Here is a 26,814-nt window from a genome sequence, read left to right on the forward strand (position 1 = left end):
AAAGATACGATTTACAAGTGCAATTATCAATCTAAAATCTCAACTTTCATAGGAATGTCATCATCTGGCCATTCTCCAGGACCAACTTTTACATTTGCAATTTTATTAATAGTAGAAAACCCAGAAATTACATGACCAAAAACGGTGTGTTCATTATTTAAATGATGTGCTCCATTTCTATTCTGAACTATATAAAATTCAAATGGAGTAGAGAGTTTATTTGGATTGTCATCCCATTCTCTGGCAGAAGCTAAAGCGCCATATCTATGCCTTCTATTTTTTCTGAATTCAGGTTTTAGTAAGTAGTTTTCGTATTTATAACGAGTTTTCGATTTTTTAAAATCCTCAGAATCACCTCCCTGAATCACAAAGTTTTTAGCAACTCTATAAAACACCGTATTATCAAAATAACCAATTTTTGTTAAGAAAATAAAACTGGCTCTGTGTATTGGAGTATCGTTGTAAAGCTGTAATTTAATGTTCCCAAAACTGGTTTTTATTAAAACCTTAGTCTCTTTATTTTTGTTTCCGTAGGCAGTTAAAAATTGATTAGTATTTTTTCTGTTTAGAGAATCCCAGGATTTTTCTTCAACCTTAAGAACTCTTTTTGTTTCTTTTTTAGGTAATACTATCGTTTTGGTTTCGCTCTTCGTTTCCGTTTTTTTGTCACTACTGCAACTTATTGATAGCGCAATGATTAATAGAAGTGTAATATGTTTTAAGAATTTCATATAAAAGATAAGCTACAATTTCGATAGGCAAATATAAATAACTATGGACTGATTTTTGTAAGTTTGTGTTTCATATTTTAGTATGCAAGAAGAACAGGTAATTTTAGTAGATAAAGACGATAATCAAATTGGATTAATGCCAAAGATGGAAGCGCACGAAAAAGCTTTATTACACAGAGCATTTTCAGTTTTTACATTTAATAATAAAGGAGAATTACTTTTGCAACAAAGAGCTGCAGAAAAATACCATTCGCCTTTATTATGGACAAACACGTGTTGTTCTCATCAACGAGATGGAGAAACAAACTTGGAAGCGGGTAAACGTCGTTTACAAGAAGAAATGGGGTTTGTTTGTGAATTAAAAGAGATTTTTTCTTTTATATATAAAGCACCGTTTGATAATGGTTTAACGGAACATGAATTAGACCATGTAATGATTGGTAGTTATAACGACAAACCAATTATAAACAAAGAAGAAGTTGAAGCTTATAAATGGATGACTTTAGAAGCTGTTAAAAAAGATATGTATCAAAATCCACAAGAATACACAGCTTGGTTTAAAATTATTTTTGAAAAATCTTACGATAAACTAACACAATATGCCTAAAGTTACTGTACATAGAAAAGCGCATTTTAATGCAGCACACAGGTTGTATAGAAAAGATTGGTCTGATGCTAAAAACACTGCCGTTTTTGGCAAGTGTAGCAATCCAAATTTTCATGGACACAACTACGAACTAATTGTTTCTTTAACCGGAGAAATAGAAGAAGAAACAGGTTTTGTGTATGATTTAGGTAAACTTAGAGAATTGATTAAAAGTGAAGTTGAAGAGGCATTAGATCATAAAAACTTAAATGTAGAAGTTCCTGAATTTAAAGACCTAAACCCAACAGCAGAAAATATTTCGGTTGTTATTTATAATAAATTGAAAAAACATTTACCTACAAATTTAACCATAGAAATTACATTGTACGAAACTGCAAGAAACTTTGTAAGCTATAAAGGAGAATAAATGGCAAAAGTTAATTTCTATACTCAACAAAATATCTGAATTGTTAGAGGTTTTTATAAAGTAATTATTTCTATTTCTTTGCTTCGAGTTCTTCCACCAATATAATAATTAAAACTTACTCATAATAGACTTTATTCTGTATAAAATCAGAATTTATAAATATGTATCTTTGAGTCTAATTTTTTATCATTCTTTATGAAAATTATTGCCATGATTCCTGCGCGCTATCAAGCGTCTAGATTTCCAGGAAAACTAATGAAAGATTTAGGAGGAAAATCTGTAATTGTTAGAACGTATGAAAGTGCTATAAAAACAAATTTATTTGACGAAGTATTTGTAGTAACAGATTCAGATATTATCTTTTCTGAAATTACAAATGCAGGAGGAAAAGTAATAATGAGTATAAAAGAACACGAATGTGGTTCAGATAGAATAGCGGAAGCTGTTCAAAATATGGATGTAGACATTGTTGTAAATGTACAAGGAGATGAGCCTTTTATTGATGAAATTTCTCTTCAAAAATTAATTAATGCTTTTAAAAAGGATGTAAAGAAAGAAATTGATTTAGCATCGTTAAAAGTAGCACTTACAGATAAGTCAGAAATTGAAAACCCTAATAATGTTAAGGTAATTACAGATGTAAATAATTTTGCTATTTACTTTTCTAGAAGCGTAATTCCTTTTCACAGAGATAAAGAAATACAAGTAAAATATTTTAAACATAAAGGTGTGTATGCTTTTAGAAAAAAGGCATTGTTAGATTTTTATACAACTCCAATGACACCTTTAGAAGCAGCTGAAAAAATAGAGGCAATTAGATATTTAGAAGTAGGTAAAAAAATAAAAATGATTGAAACTTCTGTAGAGTCTATTGGAATTGATACTCCAGAAGATTTAGAAAAAGCTAAAAAACTTTTTTTAAATGTATAAAGACATTAAGGTTATTGCTTTTGATGCAGATGATACGCTTTGGGTTAATGAAACTTATTTTAGAGAGGCAGAACACGAGTTTGCAAAATTACTTTCTAAGTATGAAACTGAGAATAAAATAGACCAAGAGCTTTTTAAAAAAGAAATAGAAAACCTTCCATTATATGGTTACGGAGTTAAAGGTTTTGTACTTTCTATGGTTGAATGCGCTTTAGAATTATCTAATTATAAAATTAATCAAACGACAATAGATAAAATCTTAAAGATTGGTAAAGACATGCTTGAGAAACCTATCGAATTGTTAGATGGAGTAGAAGAAGTACTTCAAGAATTACAAGGAAAATATAAATTAATTGTTGCAACTAAAGGAGATTTATTAGATCAAGAACGAAAGTTAGAAAAATCTAATTTGCTAAAATATTTTCATCATATTGAAGTAATGAGTGATAAGAAAGAAGCAGACTATATTAAGTTAATCAAGCATTTAGATATTAATCCGTCTGAATTATTAATGATAGGAAATTCTTTAAAATCCGATGTTTTACCTTTGTTGAAAGTAGGGGCAACTGCAATTCACGTTCCTTTTCATACAACTTGGGCGCATGAAGAGGTTTTAGAAGAAGAAAAGTCTGAAGAATATAAAACAGTGGTAAAAATTACTGATATTTTAAAATTTATATGAAATATTTAGATATTGAAAGTTGGAATAGAAAACAACATTTTGAACATTTTAGAACCTTAGCCGACCCAACATTTTCTTTAGTTGTAAATGTGGACGTTACTAATGCTTTTAGGTATTCTAAAAATTCCGATTATTCTTTTTTTATTCTCTATTTACATGCTTGTATGAAGGCAATTAATGCTGTCGAAAACTTTAAATATAGAATAGAAGGCGATAAAATAGCTATATATAATACCATTAATGCATCTGCAACAATAGCTAGAAAAGACAATACTTTTGGGTTTTCTTACATTAAATTTTCTGAAGATATTATTGAGTTTTATGCTAATTTTTTACAAGAAAAAGAAAGAATTGAAAATTCAACAGCTTTATTCCCAAATGAATATTCTTTAGGTTGTATACATTGTTCAGCATTACCTTGGGTAAATTTTACAGCACATAAAGAACCTTTTTCTGGAGATAAAGATAATAGTGTTCCGCAATTAGCTTTTGGTAAAATTAAAGAAGAAGAAAACAAAATTTTAATGCCAATTGCAGTAAATGTAAATCATGCTTTGGTAGACGGATATCATATTGGTTTATTTTTTAATAAATTTCAAGAAGAGTTAGATAATTTCAACTAAATTTGCAACTTATAAATAAAACATATTATGGCAAGCATAAAAAATTTAAAAAAAGATATTAATTATACATTAGGAGATATTATTGATTATACTTTAGATGTTTCAATTTTAAAAAATGAAACTGAAAAAGGAAATGCAATTATAGACGAGGCTATTGAAACTTTTGATAGTTTAATTGCAAAGGTTCATGCTAAAGATGTAGAAAATAAAAAAGCACATTATAAAGCTGTAGGAGCAGAGTTAGAAACAAAAGCTAACGCTTTAATAGCTAAAGTAAACGGTTTATAAATAATTATTTATAAATTTTTTAACAATCCGATCTTTATATAAAGGTCGGATTTTTTTATCTTTATACAATAATAATAAAGCTATTTCGTTTTATAAATAGTTTGTAATTAATACATTATAATAATGGCAAGAGCAATGTTCGAGTATACCAAAACGGTACTTAAAAAAGTAAGTTTCAATTCAGACTTATTTTGCAAAGAATTAGAAAAAGCTTTACAAAGATTATTACCCTACGAAGTAAAAGAATTAACCATTTGGTTACAGCAGTTTACTTCAAATAAACCAGAGTTATATATTTGTATGGCATTAATAAAGAAATAAAAAAAAGACCGCAATTGCGGTCTTTTTTTTATTTCTTAGTTTTATCTTTTTTTTCTCTATACTTTCTAAGTAATTTTCGATGAAATTCCTTTTCAGCAATTTCCAATCGTAGCATTTTTTTATAAGATAGTACTTGAGTTACCTCGTCAAAAAAATCTTGTTTGTTTTGATAAGCAGCTTTGTCTAGTGCTATAATTTTTTCCGTTATTTCTTTTGCATCTTTTTCTTTAATTATTTCAATGCCACCTAATTCTTTAAGCTTTTTCTTTAACGCTATTCTTTCTTTATAGCGTAAATCCATCATATTATTGTCGAACTTATTGTATAACGGCCAAAATTTTTGAGCTTCTGCCTCAGTGAGTTCTAATTGCTCAGTAATAAAAGCTATTTTTAGTGCTTTAATTTTTTCTTTACTTCCTTTTTTTAATTGCGCATTAGCAGAAAATGCTAAAACTAAAAAGGTAATTGTTACTATTATTTTTTTTATCATTTTATCTCGTTTAATAAAGTTGAAGGATCAACTGCGTTTAAATATTCTTCTAAACTATCTTCTTCGATACTATTTTCTGATAATATATTTTCTTCAAAATCAGAAGCTTCAAAAACCATTGCTAAATCAGAAGAACTAATATTTTCGTTGTTATTATCGTACCAAAAATCAATATCAGTAATTGTTATGTCATCAAACGTTACCGTTGAGTTAGAAAAGTAAGTAAGACCAATAAATAATAAAACAGATGCAGCTGCAGCAGTTGGTATAATTTGTAACATTCTTTCTCTTAAAGAAATTACTTTAGTTTCTTTCTTTTCTATTGAAACTTTGGCTAAAATCCTATCTTCTAATGTTTCAAAGTAATTGCTAGGAACTTCTAGTTTGTGTTCGTTAGGAATTATTTCAGATGAAAGCGTAGTAAAAACAGCATCTTCAATGCCTTCAAAATAATTCTCAGGTGTAGAAAAACCATTTTCCAATCCTACTTTACTTCGGATAAATTCTTCGCTATGTTCTAAATTGTTGTTCATCTGTTACTTAGACTTCAGTTTTATAAAAAGGTTTAATCTACGCTTGATTTTATATATTCTTCAATTTTTTTTACTGCATGATGATAAGATGCTTTAAGGCCTCCAACAGAAGTTTCTAAAATTTCAGATATCTCTGTATACTTTAAATCATCAAAATATTTCATATTAAAAACAAGTTGTTGTTTTTGTGGTAAAGTTGCAATAGCTTTTTGTAGAATTAGTTGAATTTCTTCACCACTAAAATTAGTGTCATTTACAATGCTAGATGCATTTTCTTGTTGCCACTCTTCAATATCAACATTGTTTTCTTTGGCTCTTTTATTTATAAAAGTTATAGCTTCATTTGTGGCAATTCTATACATCCAAGAGTATAATTTACTATCTGCCTTAAACTTATCTATATTTCTAAAAATTTTTATAAATGTGTTTTGTAAAACATCATCTGCATCATCATGAGAAATTACAATCTTTCTTATATGCCAATATAAGCGTTCTTTATATTGAGATATAAGTACACGAAAAGCACGTTCTTTAGTTAGAACATCTTGTAGTTCTTTAACAAGTGTAATTTCTTCTGTCAATCAGAGGTGTTTTAAATTAGACGACAAAAAAGATAAAAGGTTTAAGTTGGGTATAACTTATTTTTTAATTCTTTTACGAGTAAAACCAAATAAACGATTTGTTTTAATCATTTCAGAAACTCCTTCTGGTAACATTGCTTCCCAACCATCTTCATCGCATTTTATCATTCTTAAAACTTCGCGAGAAAAAATATCTAAAATTTTAGGATCAAAATCATCTATATTAACAAGTTTACCATTGTTTTTAAAGAACTTATAAAGCTCTTTCATACGTGGATGTACTTTTAAGTTTTCACTAGTAATATATTCTCCAGATTCTTGATCGTGATAAGGATACATATAAACTTTTAAATCTCTGTAAAAAAGTTTTCCGAAGGCTTCTAAAATACCACCACTTAAATGACGGTAATATTTTTCATCAAAAATTTGGATTAGGTTGTAAACTCCCATTCCAAGTGCCATTCTTTCTTTAGTAAACTCACTAAAATATTCTACCAATTTAAAGTATTCTTGGTAGTCAGTAATCATTACATTTTGCCCTAAAGAACAAAGTAGTTCTGCCCTGTCTAAGAAATCTCTCTCATTAATTTTACCTTCTGCACGTAGGTTACTTAATGTAATTTCAAATATAACTTTAGTGTTTTCTGGATCTACTTTTTTCTCAGCAAAAAAGAGTGCTTTAGATTTTTCAAACATATCCATATTCACTTTAGTAACAGGTCTAAAGCTTCCACGCATTGCCAAAATATTCTTTTTATAAAGAACTTGAGCTGGTAATAAGTTGTTTCCGTCAGGTCCAAACATTACTGCATTTGTCATTCCGTTTTTTACTAATTGTAAACTCATTAAACGATTGTCTACATACATAAAACGTGGTCCAGAGAAATTAATCATATCAATTTCTAGCTGATCTTTATCTAAATTGTCATAGAAAGATTTTACTAATTCCTTCGGATTATCATTCATATAAAAAGCACCATAAATTAAGTTTACACCTAAAATACCTAGTGTTTCTTGTTGTAAACGAGCATCTGTTTCTTTAAAACGAATGTGTAAAACAATTTCATTATAATCTTCTAAAGGATCTAGTTGAAAACGAAATCCAACCCAACCATGCCCTTTAAATTTCTTAGAGAAATTAATTGTGGCAACAGTATTGGCATAACTAAAAAATAATTTATCAGGATGTTTGTTACGGCTTAATCTATCTTCAATTAATTCAATTTCATGAACTAACATCTTTTTTAAACGAGTTTCGGTAACATATCTACCGTTTTTTCCAACTCCATAAATAGCATCAGAGAAATCTTTATCGTAGGCGCTCATTGCTTTTGCAATAGTACCAGAAGCACCACCAGCTCTAAAGAAATTACGGACAGTTTCTTGTCCTGCACCAATTTCTGCAAAGGTTCCGTAGATATTTGCATTTAAATTAATACGAAGCGCTTTGCTCTTTGTACTTGGTACACTATTAATTTCTTGATCTCCTTTTAATATTATTGCCATTATGTTTGTTTGTTATGATAACAAATGTACTAAAATTAGAAGGTATCAGTCAATTTTTATCTTATTTTTGTAGGAATGAAATTAACATTTTTAGGCACAGGAACTTCTACAGGAGTTCCAATGATAGCAAGTAAACATCCTGTAGCAAAATCTAAAGACCCAAGAGATAAACGTTTACGGTCTTCGGTTTTAATTTCTTGGAAGAATGTTAATTATGTAATTGATACTGGACCAGACTTTAGGCAGCAAATGTTACGTGAAAATGTTACGTCTATTAACGGAGTTTTGTTTACACACGAGCATGCAGATCATGTTGCTGGTTTTGAAGAAATTAGACCTTATGGTTTTCAAATGGGTGAAGTTCCTATTTATTTGACTGAAAGAGTTTTAGGTTCGTTAAAAAAGCGATACGATTATATTTTTGCTACAGAAAATAGGTATCCAAGTGCCGCAAATGTAAAGCCTATTATTATTTCTCATAAAGAGAATTTTGTGTTGGATGGAGTAGAAGTGATACCTATTGAAGTGATGCACGGAAATTTACCAATTTTGGGATATCGATTTGGAAATATTGCTTACATAACGGATATAAAAACCATAAGTGAAGAGGAGAAAAGTAAACTTAAAAACCTTGATTTTCTTGTGGTTACTGGTTTGCGAAAAGCACCTCATTTCTCCCACTTTAATATAGATGAAGCTTTAGCTTTTATTGAAGAATTACAACCTGAAAAAGCATATTTAACACACATTAGTGAACCTCTAGGTTTTCATGCAGATGCAGAAAAAGAATTGCCAGAAAATGTTTTTTTAGCTTATGACGGTTTAGTTTTAGAATAATTTTCACCACATAGTTACATAGAAAACATAGTAATTAATATTCCGTAAAGCCAATATGAACTATGTTTCTATTTGGTCATTTTTTTGAAATTTTAGCCTAATTTTTTCAATGAATAATTTTTGAATGTTACTTAAATATAAATATTTCTAAACGAAAGAATTGGCACAACAATTGACTTCTATAAGTGAATTAGTATTTTAATTATCACTTAAGCTACTAGTATTCAGAATTTTATAAAAATAACAACAAAATTTTAAGAAATTTTTCTTGAAATTCAATGTCAGATTGACAGCAAAATATACAGATGAGTAAATCGAAAATAATACATTTAGACAGTTTGTCGCTTCAAGATATGATGAATGAAGATTCGGAATTAATTCCGTTAATGACACCAGAAGACGAAGCGTTAATCAACAAAGAAGAAGTGCCGGAGATTTTACCAATTCTTCCGTTAAGAAATACCGTTTTATTTCCAGGAGTTGTAATTCCAATTACAGCAGGTAGAGATAAATCTATTCAACTTATAAAGGAAGCAAACAAAGGCAATAAAATTATTGGTGTTGTAGCGCAAAAGAACGAAGAGGTAGAAACTCCAACAGGAAAAGACATTCATACAACTGGAGTTGTAGCGCAAATTTTGAGAGTTTTAAAAATGCCAGATGGTAACACAACCGTTATTATTCAAGGTAAAAAACGTTTCGAAATTGAAAATATCATTCAAGAAGAACCGTATTTAAAAGCAGTTGTAAAAGAAGCTGTTGAAGAACGTGAGGTTGACGACAAAAAAGAATTTAGAGCAATTTTAGATGCAATTAAAGAGCAGGCTTTAAAAGTTATTGAAGAAAACCCAATGTTGCCTTCAGAAGCTTCATTTGCTATAAAAAACATTAAAAGCGATTCGTTTTTAGTGAATTTTATATCTTCAAATATGGATTTAAGTGTTGCGCAAAAACAAGTTATTTTAGAAAAAGATAATTTAAAAGAACGTGCATTATTAACACTTAAGAACTTAAATAAAGAGTTGCAAAAATTGCAATTAAAGAATGATATTCAGTCTAAAACACGTTCAGATTTAGACCAACAACAACGTGAGTATTATTTAAATCAGCAGTTAAAAACCATTCAAGACGAATTAGGTGGTGTTTCTAACGATCAAGAGATTGAAGAAATGCGCGCTAAAGGAAAAACTAAGAAATGGAAAAAAGAAGTTGCTGAAACTTTTGAGAAAGAAATAAATAGATTAAAACGTATGAATCCGCAAATGGCGGAATACGGCGTACAAAGAAACTATTTAGAATTGATGTTAGATTTACCTTGGGGAATATATTCCGAAGATAAATTCGACCTTAAAAAAGGACAAAAAATTCTTGATAGAGATCACTTTGGTTTAGAAAAAGTAAAAGACAGAATTATAGAACATTTAGCAGTTTTAAAGCTTCGTGGAGATATGAAGTCGCCAATTATCTGTTTATATGGACCTCCAGGAGTTGGTAAAACTTCGTTAGGGAAATCTGTTGCAGAAGCATTAGGACGTAAATATGTGCGTATGTCTTTAGGTGGTTTAAGAGACGAAGCAGAAATTCGTGGACACAGAAAAACTTACATTGGTGCAATGCCAGGACGTTTAATTCAGAATTTGAAGAAAGCAGGAACTTCAAATCCAGTTTTTGTGTTAGATGAAATAGACAAGTTAAGTAATAGCCATCAAGGAGATCCTTCTTCAGCAATGTTAGAAGTGTTAGATCCTGAGCAAAACGAATCTTTTTACGACAATTATTTAGAAGTTGGTTACGATCTTTCTAAAGTGTTATTTATAGCAACGGCAAACAATTTAGGTCAGATTCCGTGGGCATTACGCGACAGAATGGAACTTATAAATGTTACCGGTTATACGATTGAAGAAAAAATAGAAATTGCTAAAAAATATTTGTTACCAAAACAATTAAAAGAACACGGTTTAACAGCTGAACATTTAAAGTTAGGAAAAGCACAGATAGAAAAAGTAGTAGAAGGTTATACAAGAGAATCTGGCGTAAGAGGTTTAGAAAAGCAAATAGCAAAAGTGGTGCGTTTTGCCGCAAAATCTATCGCTTTAGAAGAAGAATATGATATTTCTTTAACCAATGAAGACATTGAGAAAATTTTAGGAGCAGCACGTTTAGAGCGCGATAAATACGAAAACAATGATGTTGCAGGAGTGGTAACCGGTTTAGCGTGGACAAGCGTTGGAGGCGATATTTTATTTATAGAATCTATTTTATCTAAAGGAAAAGGAAACCTTTCTATAACAGGTAATTTAGGTAAAGTAATGAAAGAATCTTCTACCATTGCCATGAAATATATCAAGGCAAATGCCGAGGTTTTCGGTATAAAACCTGAGATTTTAGAAAAGTACGATGTTCATATTCACGTGCCAGAAGGCGCAACGCCAAAAGATGGACCAAGTGCTGGTATTACCATGTTAACCTCTTTGGTTTCTGTGTTTACGCAACGTAAGGTGAAGAATAAATTGGCTATGACAGGTGAAATTACTTTACGTGGAAAAGTGTTGCCAGTTGGCGGAATTAAAGAAAAAATATTGGCTGCAAAGCGTGCAAATATTAAAGAAATTATTCTGTGCGAAGAAAACAAAAAAGACATAGAAGAAATTAAAGCAAGTTATTTAAAAGGCATGAAGTTTCATTATGTAACCGAAATGCACCAAGTAATAGACGTTGCGCTTACAAAGCAAAAAGTTAAAAACGCTAAGAAATTAGCCTAACTAAAAAAGCCTCTCAAATCTGAGAGGCTTTTTTTATGCTTAAAATTTGATTCTTTTTTAAGAAGCTATTTCCTGCTTTTCGCTATATCTTTTTGTGAAAAACAAAAAGGATGCCGCTGCAATCAGGGCTAAACTTGTTTGCTAATTTTCAGCAAAAATATAAGCGTATTTAATCTTTATTTTTAGCGAGTTCGCTAACGCCGCGAGGCTAAATTTAGTTTTTGAAATTGGAAGATACGCAGTATTTTTCAATTTCAAAAACTAAATTTAGCCGATGATGTGTGCAGTCCCGAAGGGCTGCGCATGTCATCGGCGAAGCCGCGCGGCGATGGGATGCAAAAGACCGAAGGTATTGCATCCCATTGTAAAAGAATATTCACAGTTTTAATTGTTAATATTCAACGTTAGCGAATTTACCCAAAAATAAGTTTAGAATCAAACTAAATTTTATAAGCACCTGATCTTTGAATACTATAAAATAAGTTATTCCTTCTCATAATCATGGACAAACGTAATCTTTGGACTGCTTGCCATTAAGTTTGGGTTTGTGCCTTCAATTCCTTCTGGTATTGGTTGGTTGCGTGTTTTGTAATAGCTTACCCAACTTGGCATTGGTTTTCCTGTGCTGTCGTTAAATGTCATTGGATTCGTAAGAAAAGGATTTTCTTCTTTTGATAAACCTTGAGAAGAAAACATCTTATACACTAATTCCGAGCAATAATATGAAGTATCATCCCATAAAAAAATCTCGTCGTAAGGCGTGTTAATTCTTTCTAATCCATAAGTAATTGCATTAGCAATATAAGGTTGGTAATAATCATCTAACCTTGCAACCGTAGTTTGAGATTTATCTAATTTACTTTTATTCCTATTTAAAAACTTTTTTAAAGGAGTTTGGCAAATTCCTTCTTTTGGTATTGCTTCTACAACAAACCATTCTCCATCTTTTTGCATTGCCACTCCAACATGCGAATAGTTTTTAGAAACAGAAGTTGCTGTTACATCTTTAATAGCAGTATCAACTTCGCCAGTTCCCGTGTTTTGAAACAGTAAATCTCCTTGTTTTAATTGAAAAGTGTCCTTTTTTTGATTGCTATTGCAACTGATTAATACAACAGAAAATATAAGAAGAATATAAGTTTGCTTTAGATTTTTAGACATGATTGTTTTGTTGTTATTATTGTAATATATAAAAATATCCACAAGGTTAATTGTGGATATTCATTAAATAGTAAGTAAAAAGCTATTGATATATTAAATACCTAATTCTCTTTTAACTGCACTCATTAAGTTTGTTCCATCTGCTAATAACAATCCAGAACCTTCTGTTTCATCTAAAACATATAAAAAACCTTGAGCTCTAGCCACCTTTTGTATCGCAGCCAATGCTTTTTCTTGAATTGGTTTTGTTAAATCTATATATTTTGCCTCTGCTGTCTTTTGAGCTGCTGCTTGCGCTTCTTGTATTCTTCTTTCTAACTCGGCTAGTTCTTTTTTTCTAGCTTCATTTTCAGCAGTAGTTTTATTAATTGCATCGTTTTTGTATTGTGTTAATTTATTTCTGTATTTTGTTACTGATGCTTGTATGTCATTTCCTAAAGATTCTTGAAGTTTATCAAATTTACTTTTAGCAACTTTCATTTCTGGCATAGATGAAATTAGCTCTTGTGTATTAATATGTGCTACTTTAGTTTGTGCATTTGTATAAATTACAGCTCCAAAAAGGAGTGTAATTATTAGTAATGCTTTTTTTAATTCTTTCATGATTTTTATTAATTTAATTAGGGTTGTAATATAATAAAAATACCTACAAGGAATTGAACCTTTTTTAGGTTGTTTTGTTCTAGAAATCTTAATTTAAAAAAGCTAACCAAATTATATAATTTGGTTAGCTTTTTTAATAATAAAATATAAAGTTTACTTATATCTCAAACTGTACGCCAACAACAATATTTCTTCCAGCGTTTAAAATTCCGTCTTGTTTTAAACGAGATAAATGGTTTATGTATTCCTTGTCAAATAAATTGTTTACTGAAATATAAGTGTTAAACTTTGTTTTACCAATTGAAACATCGCCACCAAAAGCTAAGTTTAGCAAACTGTATGCATCTGTTGAAGTTTCAAACTGACTTACATTTTCTTGCGCAAACGTGCTATGTAAACTTAAAGAAGCATAACCTTGTTGTAACCAGTTATTTAAATTGAACTCAGTTCTAAACGTATTTTTCCAAGTATTTGCAGGAATTAATGGTAAATAATCTCCATTATCTTGTTTACCAATTACGGTTTCAAAAGTACTTTCTAAATGCAACCAATCTAACGGATGTGGATGTAAATGAAAACCAATTTCTGCTCCATATAATTTTGCGTCTTCTTGGATATAAGTATAAACTGGCGCGCCATCTTCAATTTCTCCCGTAGGATTTAAATAAATATAATCGTTTAATTGATTGTAAAATCCGTTTGTAAACAATTCAAAATGTTCTGTTGCATATTCTAAAGCAATATCAACTTGTGTATTTTTCTCGTTGATTAAATCATTGTTTCCAATTTCAAATCGGTTTGTTCCATGATGTACTCCATTTGATGTTAATTCTGCTAAATTGGGTGCTCTAAACCCAGAAGCAAGGTTAATTCTTGCTGTAAAATTATCAGAAAGCGATGTTTTAAATCCTAAAGAACCTGTAAAACTATCGTAAGATTTATCAATTGCGTTAAAAATGTGAACTTCATCTTCGTGGGCAACTTCGTGATATTCTGTAGTAATTGCTCTGTTATCAAAACGAATTCCGGCTTGAATAGTGTTTCTATTCCAACTATAATTAGCTGTGGTAAATACGCCAAAATCATTAATTGTTGCATTCGGAATTAATAACTCTTCACCAAAATTTGTATTTGTTTGATTTAAACCCTGTACACCAACTAATAGTTCAACTTTACCTAATTTTGGTAAATAATATTTAGCATTATAGCTAAACGTTTTCAATTTCATGTGTAAAGCAGCTTCTTCATGTTCTTCATGCTCATCATGATCGTCGTCATGATCATCATCACCATGTTCATCATGGTGTTCCTCAAATTCTTTTCTATCATTAAAAGTGTACCCTAAATCGATATCTAACTTAGAATTTCCGAAGAAAAAGTGATTGTGTAAACTTATAATGTGATTATCAATTTCTTGAAACGGTTCAAGCGGATTTGTGCTTGTAGATTGTTCCATAATTCCTTCCTCTGGAATACCTAATTTAGAATTGTTAAAATTATAACGTAATTCCGAAGAAAAAGAAGTTTTATTATAACCAACACCTAACTTTAAATCTTTTTCTTTAAAACGAGTATTGGTAACTCTTTGGTCTGTTGGAATTTTATAATCTGAGTGAAAAGCATAAGTTCCACGCGCTAAAAATTTCCAATCATCAGTTGAAGTTTTTAAAGCTAAAGAACTATTACTACCTAATGTATTGCTAAAATAACGCTGACTTGCTAATACTTGTGTGTCATTATCTTTGGCAAATTTTTCGGGGTTAATATATAAAACACCACCTAAAGCGTCCGAACCATAGAGTAGAGATGCAGGGCCTTTTATAACTTCAACACTTTCTACACCATTATCGCTAATTCCTAATCCGTGCTCGTCTCCAAATTGTTGGTTTTCTAAACGAATTCCTTGTGTGTACACCAAAACTCTATTACCACTTAAACCTCTAATTACAGGTTTTCCAATAGATGTTCCTGTAGATATTTGAGAAACTCCTGCAATATTTGTAATTCCTTCAGATAAAGTTGTTGCACCCGTTTTATGTATTGCTTTAGCTGATAAACGTTCAACTTTCATCACGTTTTCCGATTGCAATTTGTTAAATGGTGTTGAAACTATAATTTCATCCATCATAAAAACGGCTTCATCTAATTGCAAATCAAAAGTTTGATTTTCAGATGAAAAAATAAAGTTCTTTGAAACTGTTTTAAAACCTAAATAACTAAAATTGATGGTTATTTTTCCATTAGGAATATTTTTAAACTTGTATGTTCCGTCTTCTAAAGTAGTAGTCCCTTTATGTAGTTCTGTTGCATAAACTTCTACACCTAATAAAGCATTGTTGTTTTTATCTGTTATTTTTCCTGATATTGTATTTTGTGCGTACGCACTTGTAAATCCTATTAAAAATAGGAATTTGATATAAAATTTCATTGTAAATTATTTTACTGTTTATAAAAAAGAGTTCTTTTTCGTAGCGTTTAAACAGTGAAATTTGGTGGGCCTCGAGAGGTTTTTTTAGATATAAAAACAACGGTAATTTGTTGAGGTTGTTCGTTATAATCTTGAGAATAAAAATGAGTTGGAATTACTGTATAATCTGTAGTATTTCCGCTTGAATAAGTTTCTAAAATTTGATGAAGATCAGAACAATCTAAATCTTTTTCGTGTACGTGATGGTCAGTAATAGATTTACAAACAGTGTGTTCATGATTTTCTATAGCATGCGCAGCCTGTATTGCTAAAGGTATTAGCAATGCAAAAATAAATAATACTGCAATATGTTTTTTAACTGTCTTAATTTTACTTTACTTTAAAAACGGTACCGTCTTGTTTAAAATTACTGAAACCAATTTTGGCAGTAAAGTTATACGTTGTGTCGGTAACTTTAGTTATTTGAACAAATATAGGATCTTTATCTAAATCGCTCTTTGGCGATTTCATTTTTAAGGTATAGAAGAAACTATTTTTCCATTTAATATATAAGGTGTCAATGTGTTTTGTTTCTTTTTCAAAAGAAGTACTATCGTTAGAAACACTAACTTTCTTAATGTATTGTTCAATTTGTAAACTATCTTTTCTAATAATTGTAGTTTTTCCATAACCATCTCCAGCAGGAATTTCAAAAACACCATATTTAAATCTTGACGCGTCAACATTTTTTTCTGGAGCACATGATGAAATTAACAATAAAACAATTATTAAAAAAGATAGTCTAAACATATTATATTCCTGTATAATTACTTGGTGTTATTGCTTTTAGTTCTTCTTTTATGGTTGAAGATACTTCTAAAGTGTCAATAAAATTAGCAATTGATTTTTGATTAATTTTTTCGTTAGTTCTTGTTAAACCTTTTAAGGCTTCATACGGATTTGGATACGCTTCTCTACGTAAAATTGTTTGTATTGCTTCTGCAACAACCGCCCAATTGTTTTCTAAATCTTGTTCAAACTTTTCTTTATTCAACAATAATTTATTTAAACCTTTTAAAGTTGAAGAAAAACCGATTAATGTATGCCCAAAAGGAACACCAACATTACGTAAAACAGTACTGTCAGTTAAATCACGTTGTAAACGAGAAACTGGTAATTTTGCTGAAAGATGCTCAAAAATTGCGTTTGCAATTCCTAAGTTTCCTTCAGAATTTTCAAAATCAATAGGATTTACTTTGTGAGGCATTGCTGAAGAACCAACTTCGCCTTCTTTAATTTTTTGTTTAAAATAATCCATAGAAACATAGGTCCAAACATCTCTGTTTAAATCTATTAAAATGGTATTAACACGTTTCATGGCATCAAATAAACTTGCCATGTGATCGTAATGTTCTATTTGAGTTGTTGGAAAAGAATGGTGTAAACCTAAAATTTCTTCAACAAAATTAGTTCCAAAAGCCTTCCAGTCAATATCTGGATATGCAACTTTGTGTGCATTGTAGTTTCCTGTTGCACCACCAAATTTAGCTGCATGTGGTACGTTTTGTAAAAACCAAACTTGTTGTAATGTACGTTCTACAAAAACAAAAAACTCTTTTCCTAAACGAGTTGGAGACGCAGGTTGTCCATGCGTTCTTGCCAACATTGGAATATCTTCCCATTCTTCAGAAAGTGCTGTTAATTTAGACGTTAATTGATCTAAAGAACCGTAATAAACTTCTTCCATTGCGTCTTTTATAGATAACGGAATTGCAGTATTATTAATGTCTTGAGAAGTTAACCCGAAGTGGATAAACTCTTTGTATTTCTGTAAGTTTAAGCCATCAAATTTTTCTTTGATAAAATATTCAACCGCTTTTACATCGTGGTTTGTTACTTTTTCAATGTCTTTTATGCTCTGCGCATCTTCCGAAGAAAAAGAGATGTATATGTTTCGCAAATCTTCGTAAAGATCTGTATTAAAATCTGCTAATTGTGGTAAAGGGATTTCGCAAAGCGCAATAAAATATTCAATTTCTACTTTAACACGGTATTTTATAAGTGCTTCTTCAGAAAAATAATTAGTAAGTTCTGCTACTTTACTTCTGTATCTACCATCAATAGGTGAGATTGCGTTTAATTGTGTAAGATTCATGTTGTTGTGTTGCTAGCCGCAAAAATAGCAAATTTAGTAGCCTATTTCCTTAATAAAATAATAAATTATCTAAAAACTTTTCGTTTTATAATCTTAATTTCATTTTTAGCTTCTAAGTTTTTAACGGCTCTAATTACTGTTTCTACTCTAAGCCCTAAAATATCGGCAATTTGTTGTCTTGTGTGGTCTACTTTAAAGGTGAAATTTCCTGTTATTTTATGTACATCATCTTTTAAATAATCAATAAAACGAAGTACGCGATGTTCGGGTTCTTGACTTGAAATTTCTGAAGCAATTATAGCTTTGTAATACAGCCTATTAGCTAAACTTTTTGTGATGTTTAAATGAATTTCAGGGTGTTGATATAACAACTTTAAAAGGTTGGTTTTTGGCAATACTATAATGCTGCTTTCTGAAAGTGTTTCAGCATTTGCCGGATATTTTACATCAATAAATAACGGAGGTTCGCCAAAACTTTGCCCTTTATAGAAAATACCTTGAATAAATTCTTTTCCGTCGTCATTAAAATTATTCATTTTAACAGCTCCGCTAATTATTTGATAGTAATTTCGAGCACTTTCGTCTTGATTAAAGATAATTTCATTTTTAGAATATTCTTTAATTATTGCTCCAAATTCCTGTAAAAGTTCTTCGTTTATCATTATGATTTAAGTCATAAGTTTATGATAGCATAAATATATAGTTTTGAATTTTTAAAACAATAAAAAATGGAATTAAAAGATATTGAAAATAGAGAAGACGTGTTTTTATTAGTATCAACTTTTTATGCTAAAATTAAAAAAGATGATTTTATTGGTCCAATTTTTTTAAAAGCAATACCAGAACCTGAATGGAATCCTCATTTAGAAAAACTGACCGATTTTTGGGAAACTAATTTGTTTTTTGCTAAGAAATATAAAGGAAATCCAATGAAAGTTCATCAAAAGTTAGATGCAGAGAATAATTATGGTATAACTCAAAAACATTTTGGAAAATGGTTAGAGTTATGGATTGTTACTTTAGATGAACTTTTTTATGGAGAAAAAGCGATAAAGGCAAAAAATAATGCTCGCAATATCGCTTTTATGTTATTTTTAAAAATGTTTCAGCATAAACCTAAAACAAATTAGCAATTTGATAAATTAATAATATAGCATTAATCTTCATGCTAATAACAAACATCCATGTTGTAAATTTAAAGGATTGTTGACTAATTACTGCCGCATTTGTAGCCATTGCTAAACTAACGGACGTCATTAAAATAAAAAGATTTACCGTGTTGTGTACAGATAAAGCCGCGGTTATTGAGCCAACACCTGTACCAATCATAATGTAGGCTAACGTTATTCCTAAGCCATTAGTTTTTTCTTTTTCAATAAAATCATTTACCCATTTAATTGGTAAAATTGTTATTGATTTTTTACGTTGTAAACTACTTGTGTGTATTGCCTGAGTGTTCATAATATGTATATTTATACTACAAATTTACACCCTATTTAAAAGTTCTTTTATGACTTAAATCATAAACTGAAAATTAGTTTCTTTGACGTTTTTCAATCAAATTTAAAATAAATTTTCCACGAGCTTTACAACCTTTACTTTCGTGAATTATTTTTGTGCTAATTAAATTCGCTAATTCTGGATGAATCCAATCTTTCTCTAATCCAAAGAAGTACAAAGAATTCATTGTGTAGGCTCTTACGGCAATTTTTTGAGGCGTAATTAACCAATCGAAACCCGTTTCAATAATTGCATCTTTATGTTCAGTAGTTAAGTGACTTTGAACTTCATTTTCTTTTTTGGAGTAGTATGCTGTTGCTAAATGTTCGCAAATTTTTGCACAAGGTCTAATTGCGCTATCAAATTTTAGGTTAGCAATATTTGTAGTAAATTCATCTAAATGTGGTAAAATCCAATTTAGATGATGATGTGTACAAATCCATTCTAAAATCCAAGCAGCTTTTATAGAAACTTTGTTTTCAACATCAAAAGTAATAGCAACCAAATCTTTAAATAAATCTTTATTTTCTAACACAATATCTGCAACCCTTTGGCGGTTTTCTCTCTTAGGATTCTCCATGTTATTAAGTTGCGTTGTTAAAAAAATAATGCTCATTTTTGGTATGGTTTGTGTATATTTACAAGTAAATTTTACAATATGATAAAGATAAAAAGTCTTTCTATTTTAAGTTTGTTTTTCTTGATTTTTTTTACAGCTGAAGGGTTTTCACAAAAAGTTGGCGATAAAGTAAATGCGGTTGATGAAAATGGAAAACGTCATGGAAATTGGAAAAAGTACTATAAAAACGGTAGACTCCGTTATACAGGAAACTTTAAAAATGGTAAAGAAGTAGGTATTTTCATGTATTTTGATATGACAAATTCCGATCAGCCAACCATAATTAAAATTTTTTCAGAAAATTCTACAATTGCTAAAGTAGAGCACCAAACATCTAAAGGTGTTTTAAAAAGTATGGGAAATATGGACGGAAGAAATAGAGTAGGGAAGTGGAAATATTTTTTCCCAAGTGGAAAAGTTTTATCTGAAGAAAACTATGTAAACGGAAAGTTAGAAGGTTTGTTGGTAAATTATTACCCAAATGGGAAAGTTACAGAAGAAACCTATTACAAAAATGGATTAAAAAATGGCATTTCAAAAAAATATACAGATGAAGGAAATTTACTTGAAGAAGTAAATTACACAGCTAATAAACCAAACGGAATTGCTAAATTCTACGATTTAAAAGGGAACTTAAAAGAAACCGGAAACTATAAAGCAGGTAAAAGAGAAGGAAGATGGGAGTTTTTTGTTGATGGAGAAGCTGTTTCTAAAAAAGACAAACACAATAGAAAAACACATTCAATTCCAAAACAATAGTTTTTGTTGATTGATATATCAATTCTTTCCATAAAATAATACATTACAAAGTTGTAAATTTGCCGGCTGAGCAAGATTAGAAAAATAGAAACAATTTTTTATTTAATCAATACATTTTTTTGTGTTCTTGTTTAAAAATTTTTAAAATGAAAAGAGTTATTGTAGGTCTTTCAGGAGGCGTAGATAGTAGTGTTACTGCATATTTATTAAAAGAACAAGGTTACGAGGTTATTGGGTTGTTTATGAAAAATTGGCACGATGATTCTGTAACTATTTCAGATGAATGTCCGTGGTTAGAAGATAGCAACGATGCAATGTTAGTTGCAGAAAAATTAGGAATCCCTTTTCAAACAGTAGATTTAAGCGAACAATACAAAGAACGTATTGTAGACTATATGTTTAATGAATACGAAAAAGGACGCACACCAAATCCAGATATACTTTGTAATAGAGAAATAAAATTCGATGTTTTTATGGACATCGCCTTAGATTTAGGTGCAGATTATGTGGCAACTGGTCATTATTGTAGAAAAGGTGAAGAAGAAATTGACGGAAAACCAGTTTATAAGTTATTGGCTGGAAAAGATGGTAATAAAGATCAGTCTTATTTTTTATGTCAATTATCTCAACAACAATTAGCAAAAGCCATGTTTCCTATTGGCGAACTTACAAAGCCAGAAGTTAGAGAAATTGCTAAAAAAGCCGATTTAATTACTGCCGAAAAGAAAGATTCTCAAGGTTTATGTTTTATCGGAAAAGTTAGATTACCCGATTTTTTACAGCAAAAACTACAACCTAAAAATGGTGTAATTGTACAAATTCCTTCAGATTTTGAACAATATACAAAACCAGTTCCGAAGTTTGAAAACAAAGAAGCTGAATTAGCTTATTTTTCAACGAAGTTTTCTTACAAAAAAGAAGCTGGTAAAGTAGTTGGTAAACACAACGGCGCTCATTATTTTACAAAAGGACAACGAAAAGGATTAAATGTAGGAGGAACAAAAGAAGCGTTGTATGTTATAGAAACGGATGTAAATGAAAATGTAATTTATACAGGAGAAGGGAAAAAGCATCAAGGTTTATATAGAAACGTATTATTTGTTTCAAATGAAGAATTGCATTGGGTTCGTGAAGATTTAGCATTAAAAACGGATGAGTCTATGCAAGTTGAAGGAAGAATTCGTTATCGTCAAGTATTAGAAAAAGCGACACTTTATAAAGTTGAGAGTGGATTGTTTGTAGAATTTGAAAATCCGCAATCTGCAATTCAAGAAGGACAATTTGTTGCTTGGTATAAAAATGAAGAGCTTTTAGGTTCGGGAGTTATTTCGTAGATTTACATTAATTAATAATACTGTCTTTCCTGCGTAGGCAGGAATCTATTTTTTATGAAAAACAACAAAATCACACAACTTTTCAATATAAAATACCCAATAATTCAAGGAGGAATGATTTGGGTTTCGGGTTACAAATTAGCATCAGCAGTTTCAAATGCTGGAGGTTTAGGTTTAATAGGAGCAGGTTCTATGTATCCAGATGTGCTACGTGAGCATATTCAGAAATGTAAGAAAGCAACCGATAAGCCTTTTGGTGTAAACGTACCAATGTTATATCCACAGATTGATAAAATAATGAATATTATTGTGGAAGAAGGCGTGAAAATCGTTTTTACTTCCGCAGGAAATCCTAAAACATGGACAGCTTTTCTTAAGGAAAAAGGAATTACAGTTGTGCATGTTGTAAGCTCTGTTAAGTTTGCATTAAAAGCAGAAGCAGCTGGAGTAGATGCGGTTGTTTGTGAAGGATTTGAAGCTGGTGGACATAACGGTCGTGAGGAAACTACTACGTTTACATTAATTCCTATGGTAAAAGAGCAGGTTAAAATTCCTGTTATTTCAGCAGGTGGAATTGGAACGGGGCGTGGAATGTTGGCAGCAATGGTTTTAGGAGCAGATGGTGTACAAATTGGTAGCCGTTTTGCAGCTACCTTAGAATCTTCTGCACACGATAATTTTAAGCAAACTATTGTGAATGTTAAAGATGGAGGCACACAACTTACATTGAAAGAATTAGCGCCTGTTCGTTTGGTTAAAAATAAATTTTTTCAAGAAGTTCAAGAATTATACAAACAAAATCCAACTGTTGGACAAATTAAAGAACTCTTGGGGCGCGCACGTGCAAAACGTGGAATGTTTGAAGGTGATTTGGAAGATGGCGAATTAGAAATTGGGCAAATTGCTGGATTAATTCATGAGATAAAACCTGCAAAAGATGTTTTAGAAGAAATTATTGCTGAATATAATTTGGTGAAAGAAAATTTATAGGTTTAGTTCATTCAACTAATCCATCACTAAAGAATAAGCTGTTTTTAATAGCTCTCCTTTTTCTTTTATAGTTAAGGAAATTGATAATTGTGCTAACCCAATTAGTCTACGCATTATTTCAATACCTGCCACTTGATTTAAAAGTTTACTATCTATTTTTTGAGGGTAATTTTTCTCTATAGTTGATAAGACAGTTCTATTTTGTGAAATTAAAATAGCATGCGCTGCAAGAACTCCTAAATCAAATTCAGCAAAACCTAAAAAACTAAATTCTGGATCAATAATATAAATATCATTGCCTTTGCGCATCCAACTTCCTGGGTAATAATCTCCATGCAATAAGGTTTTTCCTTCAGATAAATATTTATTTCCTACTTCTTTAATTCTTTCTTTTAATAAGATGTCTTTTTTATATGGAATGGAAAGTTCTTCTAGTCCTGGTTGAATATCATTTAAAGAAAAACCATTGTTTTCTATAAAAGGAAGTTCAAAAATATGTTGATGATTTAATAAACGTAATCCTTTGTTTTCTGGGTAACTTTCAGGTGTTTTTGAGTTGTGAATATTAGCAATAACATTAATAAGTAATTCCAGTTGTTGTATTTCAATTTCATCTGAATTATACAAATTAGTCATGTCTTCACATTCTCCTAAATCTTCTAAAATTAATAAATGATTTTCAGAATTGTATTGTAATATTTTAGGAAGGTGTTTGTCTAGTAATGTATTATTAGCTATTGTTTTGTAAAATTGATATTCAACATCAATGCGTTCAATTGGAGCGTCAATGTTTTTATATTTTTGAACAAAAGGACGAGATTGCTTTAAAATAAATGAACGTAGGTTAGTTTTAATACGTAAAACCACATTCATGTTACCTTCTCCAGGTTTTGTTACTTTAATTATGTTTTCATTGTTGTCTGTTAAAAAATCAATTTTTTGTAATAATTTTTTAATTTCTTCTAAAGAAGTCTGTTGATCAATAAACATAAAATTAGGTGTTATAATTTTTCTAAAGCACTCCAAAAGTTATGCTTCATTTTATCAGTATTTATATTTGTATGAATACCAATTGTACGTTGTGTGTTTTCTGGTGGAGTTAAAAAACCTTTTACGGTAGACCATTCTGGTTGTGCCAATGCTTCAATAATTGCAACATCCCACATTGTCCATTTTTCTTTTTTAGGATCGTCTTTAGTCCACCAACGCTCATAAGTTTCCCAACGTTTTATCAAATAATTAGCAACACCTTTTTTGTTTTTTAGTTGACGATCTACTTCTTGTTTTGTAAACACTAATTTTTGACTAGTTGTAGCTGTCATTACATTAAGATCTAGAGTTTTTGTGTTCAACAAAACCTCTACCGCTATAGGGTCGTTTCCTGAATTAAATTCTTTTTTATTATAAGTATTTGTTGCTACTGTGTGCCAAAATCCAAGATAATGTACTTTTATTTTAGATATAATAGAAGGATCCTCTAAAATTGCTGAAGCCACATTTGTACAAGAACCTAAGATTATTATATTTAGTTTTTCATCCTTTTTCATTCGATGAGCAGTTTCAATAATAAACTTTGATGCTTCAGATGTAACAGGTTTTCCGTATTCTGTTAAAGGAGAATTACTGCCCAATGGCAAGGAAATACCTTTAACGTTCATTAATTTTAGAATTTCTTCATTAATTTGCTGGCTTTCTTCAACGGTGTTTTCTGAAGCCAATGGAGATGTATGAAACTGAGCTGAACTTATACCGATTAAATTAAAATTTGGTTCTAAAATAGCTCTAACAATCGCATATAAATCATCAACTTCATTAGCTGTATCAGCATCAATAATTAAAGGTAAAGGTTTAAGCGTTTCTTGTGATTTTGCTGATAAAGAGCAGAAAATAAATAAGCCGAAAAAAACGTGTAAACCTATTATTTTGGAGGCTTTAGTTGTGTGAAATTTCATAAAAATTATTTGTCCATTAATTGCTGTTAAATACTTTCAACAAACGTTGAAAATATTTTTTTATGAAGCTCTAAATCCATGTTTGCAGAGAGCGCCACACGAGCAATATAATCTTTGTCTCCTTCTTTAGTTGTTCCTTGCGTAGAAGTGGCAGGAATTGTCCAGTAACATCCTTTTAATTGTCCATAACTTACGCAATACTTGCTTTCAGTAGGGATTTCAGTAATCATTAAATTGATTAATTTATGATTCAAGGCTCTTTTATACGTTTCCTTTTCTTCAGTTGTATTTCCTTTTGTAGGAAGATCTAATGAAAAAACAGAAGGCGTAAAACCTTGTTGCGCTAACTCTTCAGAAACAAAATTAATTTTAGCTTCAGGTAAAGTTTCGTGGATAAAATTTACGAACTCGCGAGTGTTTTTATAAGCATCTACAATTCGTTTATTCATAGAAGGTAATTGTTCCGCTAATATTTCATATTGAAGATCTGTAGCTTCATTATCACAAAGAGTTAAGTGTAAAGCTATTTTTTCCATTAAAGCTGAAGTTTTTATGTTTCCCACACAATAACCAGCAGTACATTTTCCGCCACTTGGAAATTTAGAGCCACTTGCAAAAGAAATAGTTCTAACAGTTGAAAGTATATCGTTTTCACCTAAAAAACGAACGTTAGGGCAGAAAGTTTGATCTAAAATAAATACAGGATCAATAGCAATATTTCCTTTTGAAGTAGTACGTTCTTTACTAAGAACGGTTCTTAAATCGATAAGATTTGGAACTTCAACTCGGGGATTTGTAGGTATTTCTGCAATTATATATGGAATTGCATCTTGCGCTGCAATTTTAGTTAAAACCATGTCGATACTTTTTACCATATCATTATCGCCATCAACAGGTAAATCAACTACTGCTACATTTTTTATGCATGCTGCAACTCTTCTTGCTTGGTCGTTTGTGCCTCCGTAACAATTTGGAGGAACAATAATTTTTATGGCTTTACCAGGGTTTTTTTCTTGAGCATCATCAATTAAGCCCATTAAAATAGCATATTGAATAGATAATCCGCTTGAAGAAACTAAAGGTTTTGTATTTGTGTCTGTAATCTCTTTGATAGAATTTAAGACACTTTCTTTTTTAGCTTCGTCTATGTTTTTATGCTCAACTGTAGTTTCAGAAATTAAAGACTCTAGTGCAACAAGGCAATTTGCAGGTGTCATTGCAATAGTTTCTCTTCTTCTTACATGTTGAATGTCTGAAATATAATTTTCATTTTGCTTACCATTTACCAATAAAATACTCCCTAAATGAGCGTGTAAGCTGATAAAAAAATCAATATTAGAATTTAAATTTGAAACTTCAATTTTATCGTTTTGAGAGATGAAGATTGTACTTCCGTTAAATTCAGAAACCTCTTTAATATTTTCAATAGACTTTAATTCAAATTGATAACCGTAAACAGTTCTTAGAATTTCGGCATTAAAGTTTTGAGGAAGTTCACCTGAATAAACTATTTGTGTGTTTTTATTTTCTAACAAATTCTTTCTTAAAATAGCCAAAACAGGTATCGTTTTAGAATCAAAACTGATTACATTTTCTGATTTTAAGTTATTTAAATTTCCAATTGTCCATTCTAATATACAAGATAAAGGATGTCCTAATCTTATGTAATCATAAGCGGTTGGTAATTCATTTAAAGATAGTAATTCTGAATTATCGTTGTTGTATAGAAGTTCAAATTGTTCTAAGAACTCTGTTTTTGCTAGCGTTTCATTATAAATATCTAATCTGTGTGTAGTTAAACTCAACCAACTAGTTGGCATATTATTTAAAACGCTCTTAATATATTGTACTTTTTTGTTGTTTTTCATGTTACTTAATGCTGGGTAATTAGACTTTAGTAGTCGTAAAAAAAATGTCCAAATTTCAATGGAGTAAGTTTAGCAAAATTACCCAAAAAGGAGTTTACAAACAAGCAAAAATAAGGCATAAAAAAAAAAGCTCAGTTAATACTGAGCTTTAGTAATTTATAAAGGCTAT

Annotated in this window: 30 protein-coding genes; 13 read left to right on the plus strand and 17 right to left on the minus strand. The window is 30.3% G+C overall.

The window, feature by feature from the left end; genetic code table 11:
* Positions 1-26 precede the first annotated feature (26 nt).
* Positions 27-731 carry a peptidylprolyl isomerase gene (locus tag LPB136_RS02120; protein WP_072554556.1) on the minus strand — a complete coding sequence of 235 codons (705 nt, stop codon included), beginning with the start codon at positions 729-731 and terminating at the stop codon, positions 27-29.
* An 82-nt stretch (positions 732-813) separates the two neighbouring features.
* Here LPB136_RS02120 and idi point away from each other — a divergent pair, with 82 nt between their 5' ends.
* The 7 genes from idi (at position 814) to LPB136_RS02155 (ending at position 4,588) form a co-directional block, all read left to right on the plus strand.
* Positions 814-1,338 (plus strand): isopentenyl-diphosphate Delta-isomerase, encoded by a 525-nt coding sequence (idi, locus tag LPB136_RS02125; protein WP_072554557.1) that lies wholly within the window; start codon positions 814-816, stop codon positions 1,336-1,338.
* Entirely contained in the window at positions 1,331-1,744 is a 414-nt protein-coding gene (locus tag LPB136_RS02130) for a 6-pyruvoyl trahydropterin synthase family protein (protein WP_072554558.1), read from the plus strand. Before idi ends, LPB136_RS02130 begins: the two co-directional genes overlap by 8 nt.
* A gap of 195 nt (positions 1,745-1,939) precedes the next feature.
* Positions 1,940-2,674 (plus strand): 3-deoxy-manno-octulosonate cytidylyltransferase, encoded by a 735-nt coding sequence (kdsB, locus tag LPB136_RS02135; protein WP_072554559.1) that lies wholly within the window; start codon positions 1,940-1,942, stop codon positions 2,672-2,674.
* Positions 2,667-3,356, plus strand: a complete 690-nt coding sequence (locus tag LPB136_RS02140) for an HAD family hydrolase (protein ID WP_072554560.1) — start codon at positions 2,667-2,669, stop codon at positions 3,354-3,356. The genes kdsB and LPB136_RS02140 overlap by 8 nt, the downstream gene beginning before the upstream one ends.
* Positions 3,353-3,979 (plus strand): chloramphenicol acetyltransferase, encoded by a 627-nt coding sequence (locus LPB136_RS02145; RefSeq protein WP_072554561.1) that lies wholly within the window; start codon positions 3,353-3,355, stop codon positions 3,977-3,979. Before LPB136_RS02140 ends, LPB136_RS02145 begins: the two co-directional genes overlap by 4 nt.
* A gap of 27 nt (positions 3,980-4,006) precedes the next feature.
* On the plus strand, positions 4,007-4,267 hold the full coding sequence (locus tag LPB136_RS02150) for a hypothetical protein (protein WP_072554562.1): 261 nt from the start codon (positions 4,007-4,009) through the stop codon (positions 4,265-4,267).
* A 123-nt stretch (positions 4,268-4,390) separates the two neighbouring features.
* Positions 4,391-4,588: a hypothetical protein gene (locus LPB136_RS02155; protein ID WP_072554563.1), complete on the plus strand. Its 198-nt coding sequence runs from the start codon at positions 4,391-4,393 to the stop codon at positions 4,586-4,588.
* 28 nt (positions 4,589-4,616) lie between these two features.
* On the opposite strand, the gene LPB136_RS02160 is transcribed toward LPB136_RS02155, so the two are convergent.
* From LPB136_RS02160 to LPB136_RS02175, 4 genes are read right to left on the minus strand one after another with little or no spacing between them, the layout of a single operon-like run.
* Positions 4,617-5,078 (minus strand): hypothetical protein, encoded by a 462-nt coding sequence (locus LPB136_RS02160; protein ID WP_083426166.1) that lies wholly within the window; start codon positions 5,076-5,078, stop codon positions 4,617-4,619.
* A complete protein-coding gene (locus LPB136_RS02165) occupies positions 5,075-5,611 on the minus strand; it encodes a hypothetical protein (RefSeq protein WP_072554564.1) in 537 nt (178 codons plus the stop codon). Before LPB136_RS02165 ends, LPB136_RS02160 begins: the two co-directional genes overlap by 4 nt.
* 32 nt (positions 5,612-5,643) lie before the next feature.
* Positions 5,644-6,192, minus strand: a complete 549-nt coding sequence (locus LPB136_RS02170; RefSeq protein WP_072554565.1) for an RNA polymerase sigma factor — start codon at positions 6,190-6,192, stop codon at positions 5,644-5,646.
* A 57-nt stretch (positions 6,193-6,249) separates the two neighbouring features.
* Entirely contained in the window at positions 6,250-7,698 is a 1,449-nt protein-coding gene (locus LPB136_RS02175) for a nicotinate-nucleotide adenylyltransferase (protein ID WP_072554566.1), read from the minus strand.
* A gap of 75 nt (positions 7,699-7,773) precedes the next feature.
* Between LPB136_RS02175 and LPB136_RS02180 the strand changes: the two genes are divergently transcribed.
* Entirely contained in the window at positions 7,774-8,535 is a 762-nt protein-coding gene (locus tag LPB136_RS02180; protein WP_072554567.1) for an MBL fold metallo-hydrolase, read from the plus strand.
* A 305-nt stretch (positions 8,536-8,840) separates the two neighbouring features.
* Positions 8,841-11,297: an endopeptidase La gene (lon, locus tag LPB136_RS02185; RefSeq protein WP_072554568.1), complete on the plus strand. Its 2,457-nt coding sequence runs from the start codon at positions 8,841-8,843 to the stop codon at positions 11,295-11,297.
* A gap of 483 nt (positions 11,298-11,780) precedes the next feature.
* Here the strand turns inward: lon and LPB136_RS02190 are convergent, their stop codons facing one another.
* From LPB136_RS02190 to LPB136_RS02220, 7 genes are all read right to left on the minus strand, one after another.
* A complete protein-coding gene (locus LPB136_RS02190; protein ID WP_072554569.1) occupies positions 11,781-12,458 on the minus strand; it encodes a YiiX/YebB-like N1pC/P60 family cysteine hydrolase in 678 nt (225 codons plus the stop codon).
* 93 nt (positions 12,459-12,551) lie between these two features.
* Positions 12,552-13,061 (minus strand): OmpH/Skp family outer membrane protein, encoded by a 510-nt coding sequence (locus LPB136_RS02195; protein WP_072554570.1) that lies wholly within the window; start codon positions 13,059-13,061, stop codon positions 12,552-12,554.
* Between the two features lie 157 nt (positions 13,062-13,218).
* The gene (locus LPB136_RS02200) at positions 13,219-15,489 is read right to left on the minus strand and encodes a TonB-dependent receptor (RefSeq protein WP_072554571.1); all 2,271 of its coding nucleotides are present in this window, start codon (positions 15,487-15,489) and stop codon (positions 13,219-13,221) included.
* A gap of 47 nt (positions 15,490-15,536) precedes the next feature.
* Positions 15,537-15,812, minus strand: a complete 276-nt coding sequence (locus LPB136_RS02205) for a hypothetical protein (RefSeq protein ID WP_072554572.1) — start codon at positions 15,810-15,812, stop codon at positions 15,537-15,539.
* Between the two features lie 46 nt (positions 15,813-15,858).
* On the minus strand, positions 15,859-16,278 hold the full coding sequence (locus LPB136_RS02210; RefSeq protein ID WP_072554573.1) for a hypothetical protein: 420 nt from the start codon (positions 16,276-16,278) through the stop codon (positions 15,859-15,861).
* A 1-nt stretch (position 16,279) separates the two neighbouring features.
* Entirely contained in the window at positions 16,280-17,623 is a 1,344-nt protein-coding gene (gene purB, locus LPB136_RS02215; protein ID WP_072554574.1) for an adenylosuccinate lyase, read from the minus strand.
* 65 nt (positions 17,624-17,688) lie between these two features.
* A complete protein-coding gene (locus LPB136_RS02220; RefSeq protein WP_072554575.1) occupies positions 17,689-18,285 on the minus strand; it encodes a Crp/Fnr family transcriptional regulator in 597 nt (198 codons plus the stop codon).
* A 66-nt stretch (positions 18,286-18,351) separates the two neighbouring features.
* Here LPB136_RS02220 and LPB136_RS02225 point away from each other — a divergent pair, with 66 nt between their 5' ends.
* On the plus strand, positions 18,352-18,753 hold the full coding sequence (locus LPB136_RS02225; RefSeq protein WP_072554576.1) for a group III truncated hemoglobin: 402 nt from the start codon (positions 18,352-18,354) through the stop codon (positions 18,751-18,753).
* On the opposite strand, the gene LPB136_RS02230 is transcribed toward LPB136_RS02225, so the two are convergent.
* Positions 18,740-19,084 (minus strand): hypothetical protein, encoded by a 345-nt coding sequence (locus LPB136_RS02230; protein WP_072554577.1) that lies wholly within the window; start codon positions 19,082-19,084, stop codon positions 18,740-18,742. The two genes, LPB136_RS02225 and LPB136_RS02230, sit on opposite strands and share 14 nt — an antisense overlap.
* A 73-nt stretch (positions 19,085-19,157) precedes the next feature.
* Entirely contained in the window at positions 19,158-19,739 is a 582-nt protein-coding gene (locus LPB136_RS02235; RefSeq protein ID WP_072554578.1) for a hypothetical protein, read from the minus strand.
* Positions 19,740-19,781: 42 nt separating this feature from the next.
* Here LPB136_RS02235 and LPB136_RS02240 point away from each other — a divergent pair, with 42 nt between their 5' ends.
* From LPB136_RS02240 to LPB136_RS02250, 3 genes are all read left to right on the plus strand, one after another.
* Entirely contained in the window at positions 19,782-20,501 is a 720-nt protein-coding gene (locus tag LPB136_RS02240) for a toxin-antitoxin system YwqK family antitoxin (RefSeq protein WP_072554579.1), read from the plus strand.
* 146 nt (positions 20,502-20,647) lie between these two features.
* Positions 20,648-21,835 carry a tRNA 2-thiouridine(34) synthase MnmA gene (gene mnmA / locus LPB136_RS02245; RefSeq protein WP_072554580.1) on the plus strand — a complete coding sequence of 396 codons (1,188 nt, stop codon included), beginning with the start codon at positions 20,648-20,650 and terminating at the stop codon, positions 21,833-21,835.
* Between the two features lie 54 nt (positions 21,836-21,889).
* Positions 21,890-22,825 carry an NAD(P)H-dependent flavin oxidoreductase gene (locus tag LPB136_RS02250; protein ID WP_072554581.1) on the plus strand — a complete coding sequence of 312 codons (936 nt, stop codon included), beginning with the start codon at positions 21,890-21,892 and terminating at the stop codon, positions 22,823-22,825.
* Positions 22,826-22,840: 15 nt separating this feature from the next.
* Here LPB136_RS02250 and LPB136_RS02255 read toward each other — a convergent pair whose 3' ends face one another.
* The 3 genes from LPB136_RS02255 to LPB136_RS02265 are packed head-to-tail and all read right to left on the minus strand — an operon-like array spanning position 22,841 to position 26,645.
* A complete protein-coding gene (locus LPB136_RS02255; protein WP_072554582.1) occupies positions 22,841-23,815 on the minus strand; it encodes a phosphotransferase in 975 nt (324 codons plus the stop codon).
* Between the two features lie 11 nt (positions 23,816-23,826).
* Positions 23,827-24,777 carry a nucleoside hydrolase gene (locus LPB136_RS02260; RefSeq protein ID WP_072554583.1) on the minus strand — a complete coding sequence of 317 codons (951 nt, stop codon included), beginning with the start codon at positions 24,775-24,777 and terminating at the stop codon, positions 23,827-23,829.
* A gap of 26 nt (positions 24,778-24,803) precedes the next feature.
* Complete coding sequence (locus LPB136_RS02265; RefSeq protein ID WP_072554584.1) at positions 24,804-26,645, minus strand: PLP-dependent aminotransferase family protein; 1,842 nt, start codon at positions 26,643-26,645, stop codon at positions 24,804-24,806.
* Between the last annotated feature and the right edge of the window lie 169 nt (positions 26,646-26,814).

Origin of the sequence: Tenacibaculum todarodis (genome assembly GCF_001889045.1) — a bacterium.
GTDB classification, from domain to species: domain Bacteria; phylum Bacteroidota; class Bacteroidia; order Flavobacteriales; family Flavobacteriaceae; genus Polaribacter; species Polaribacter todarodis.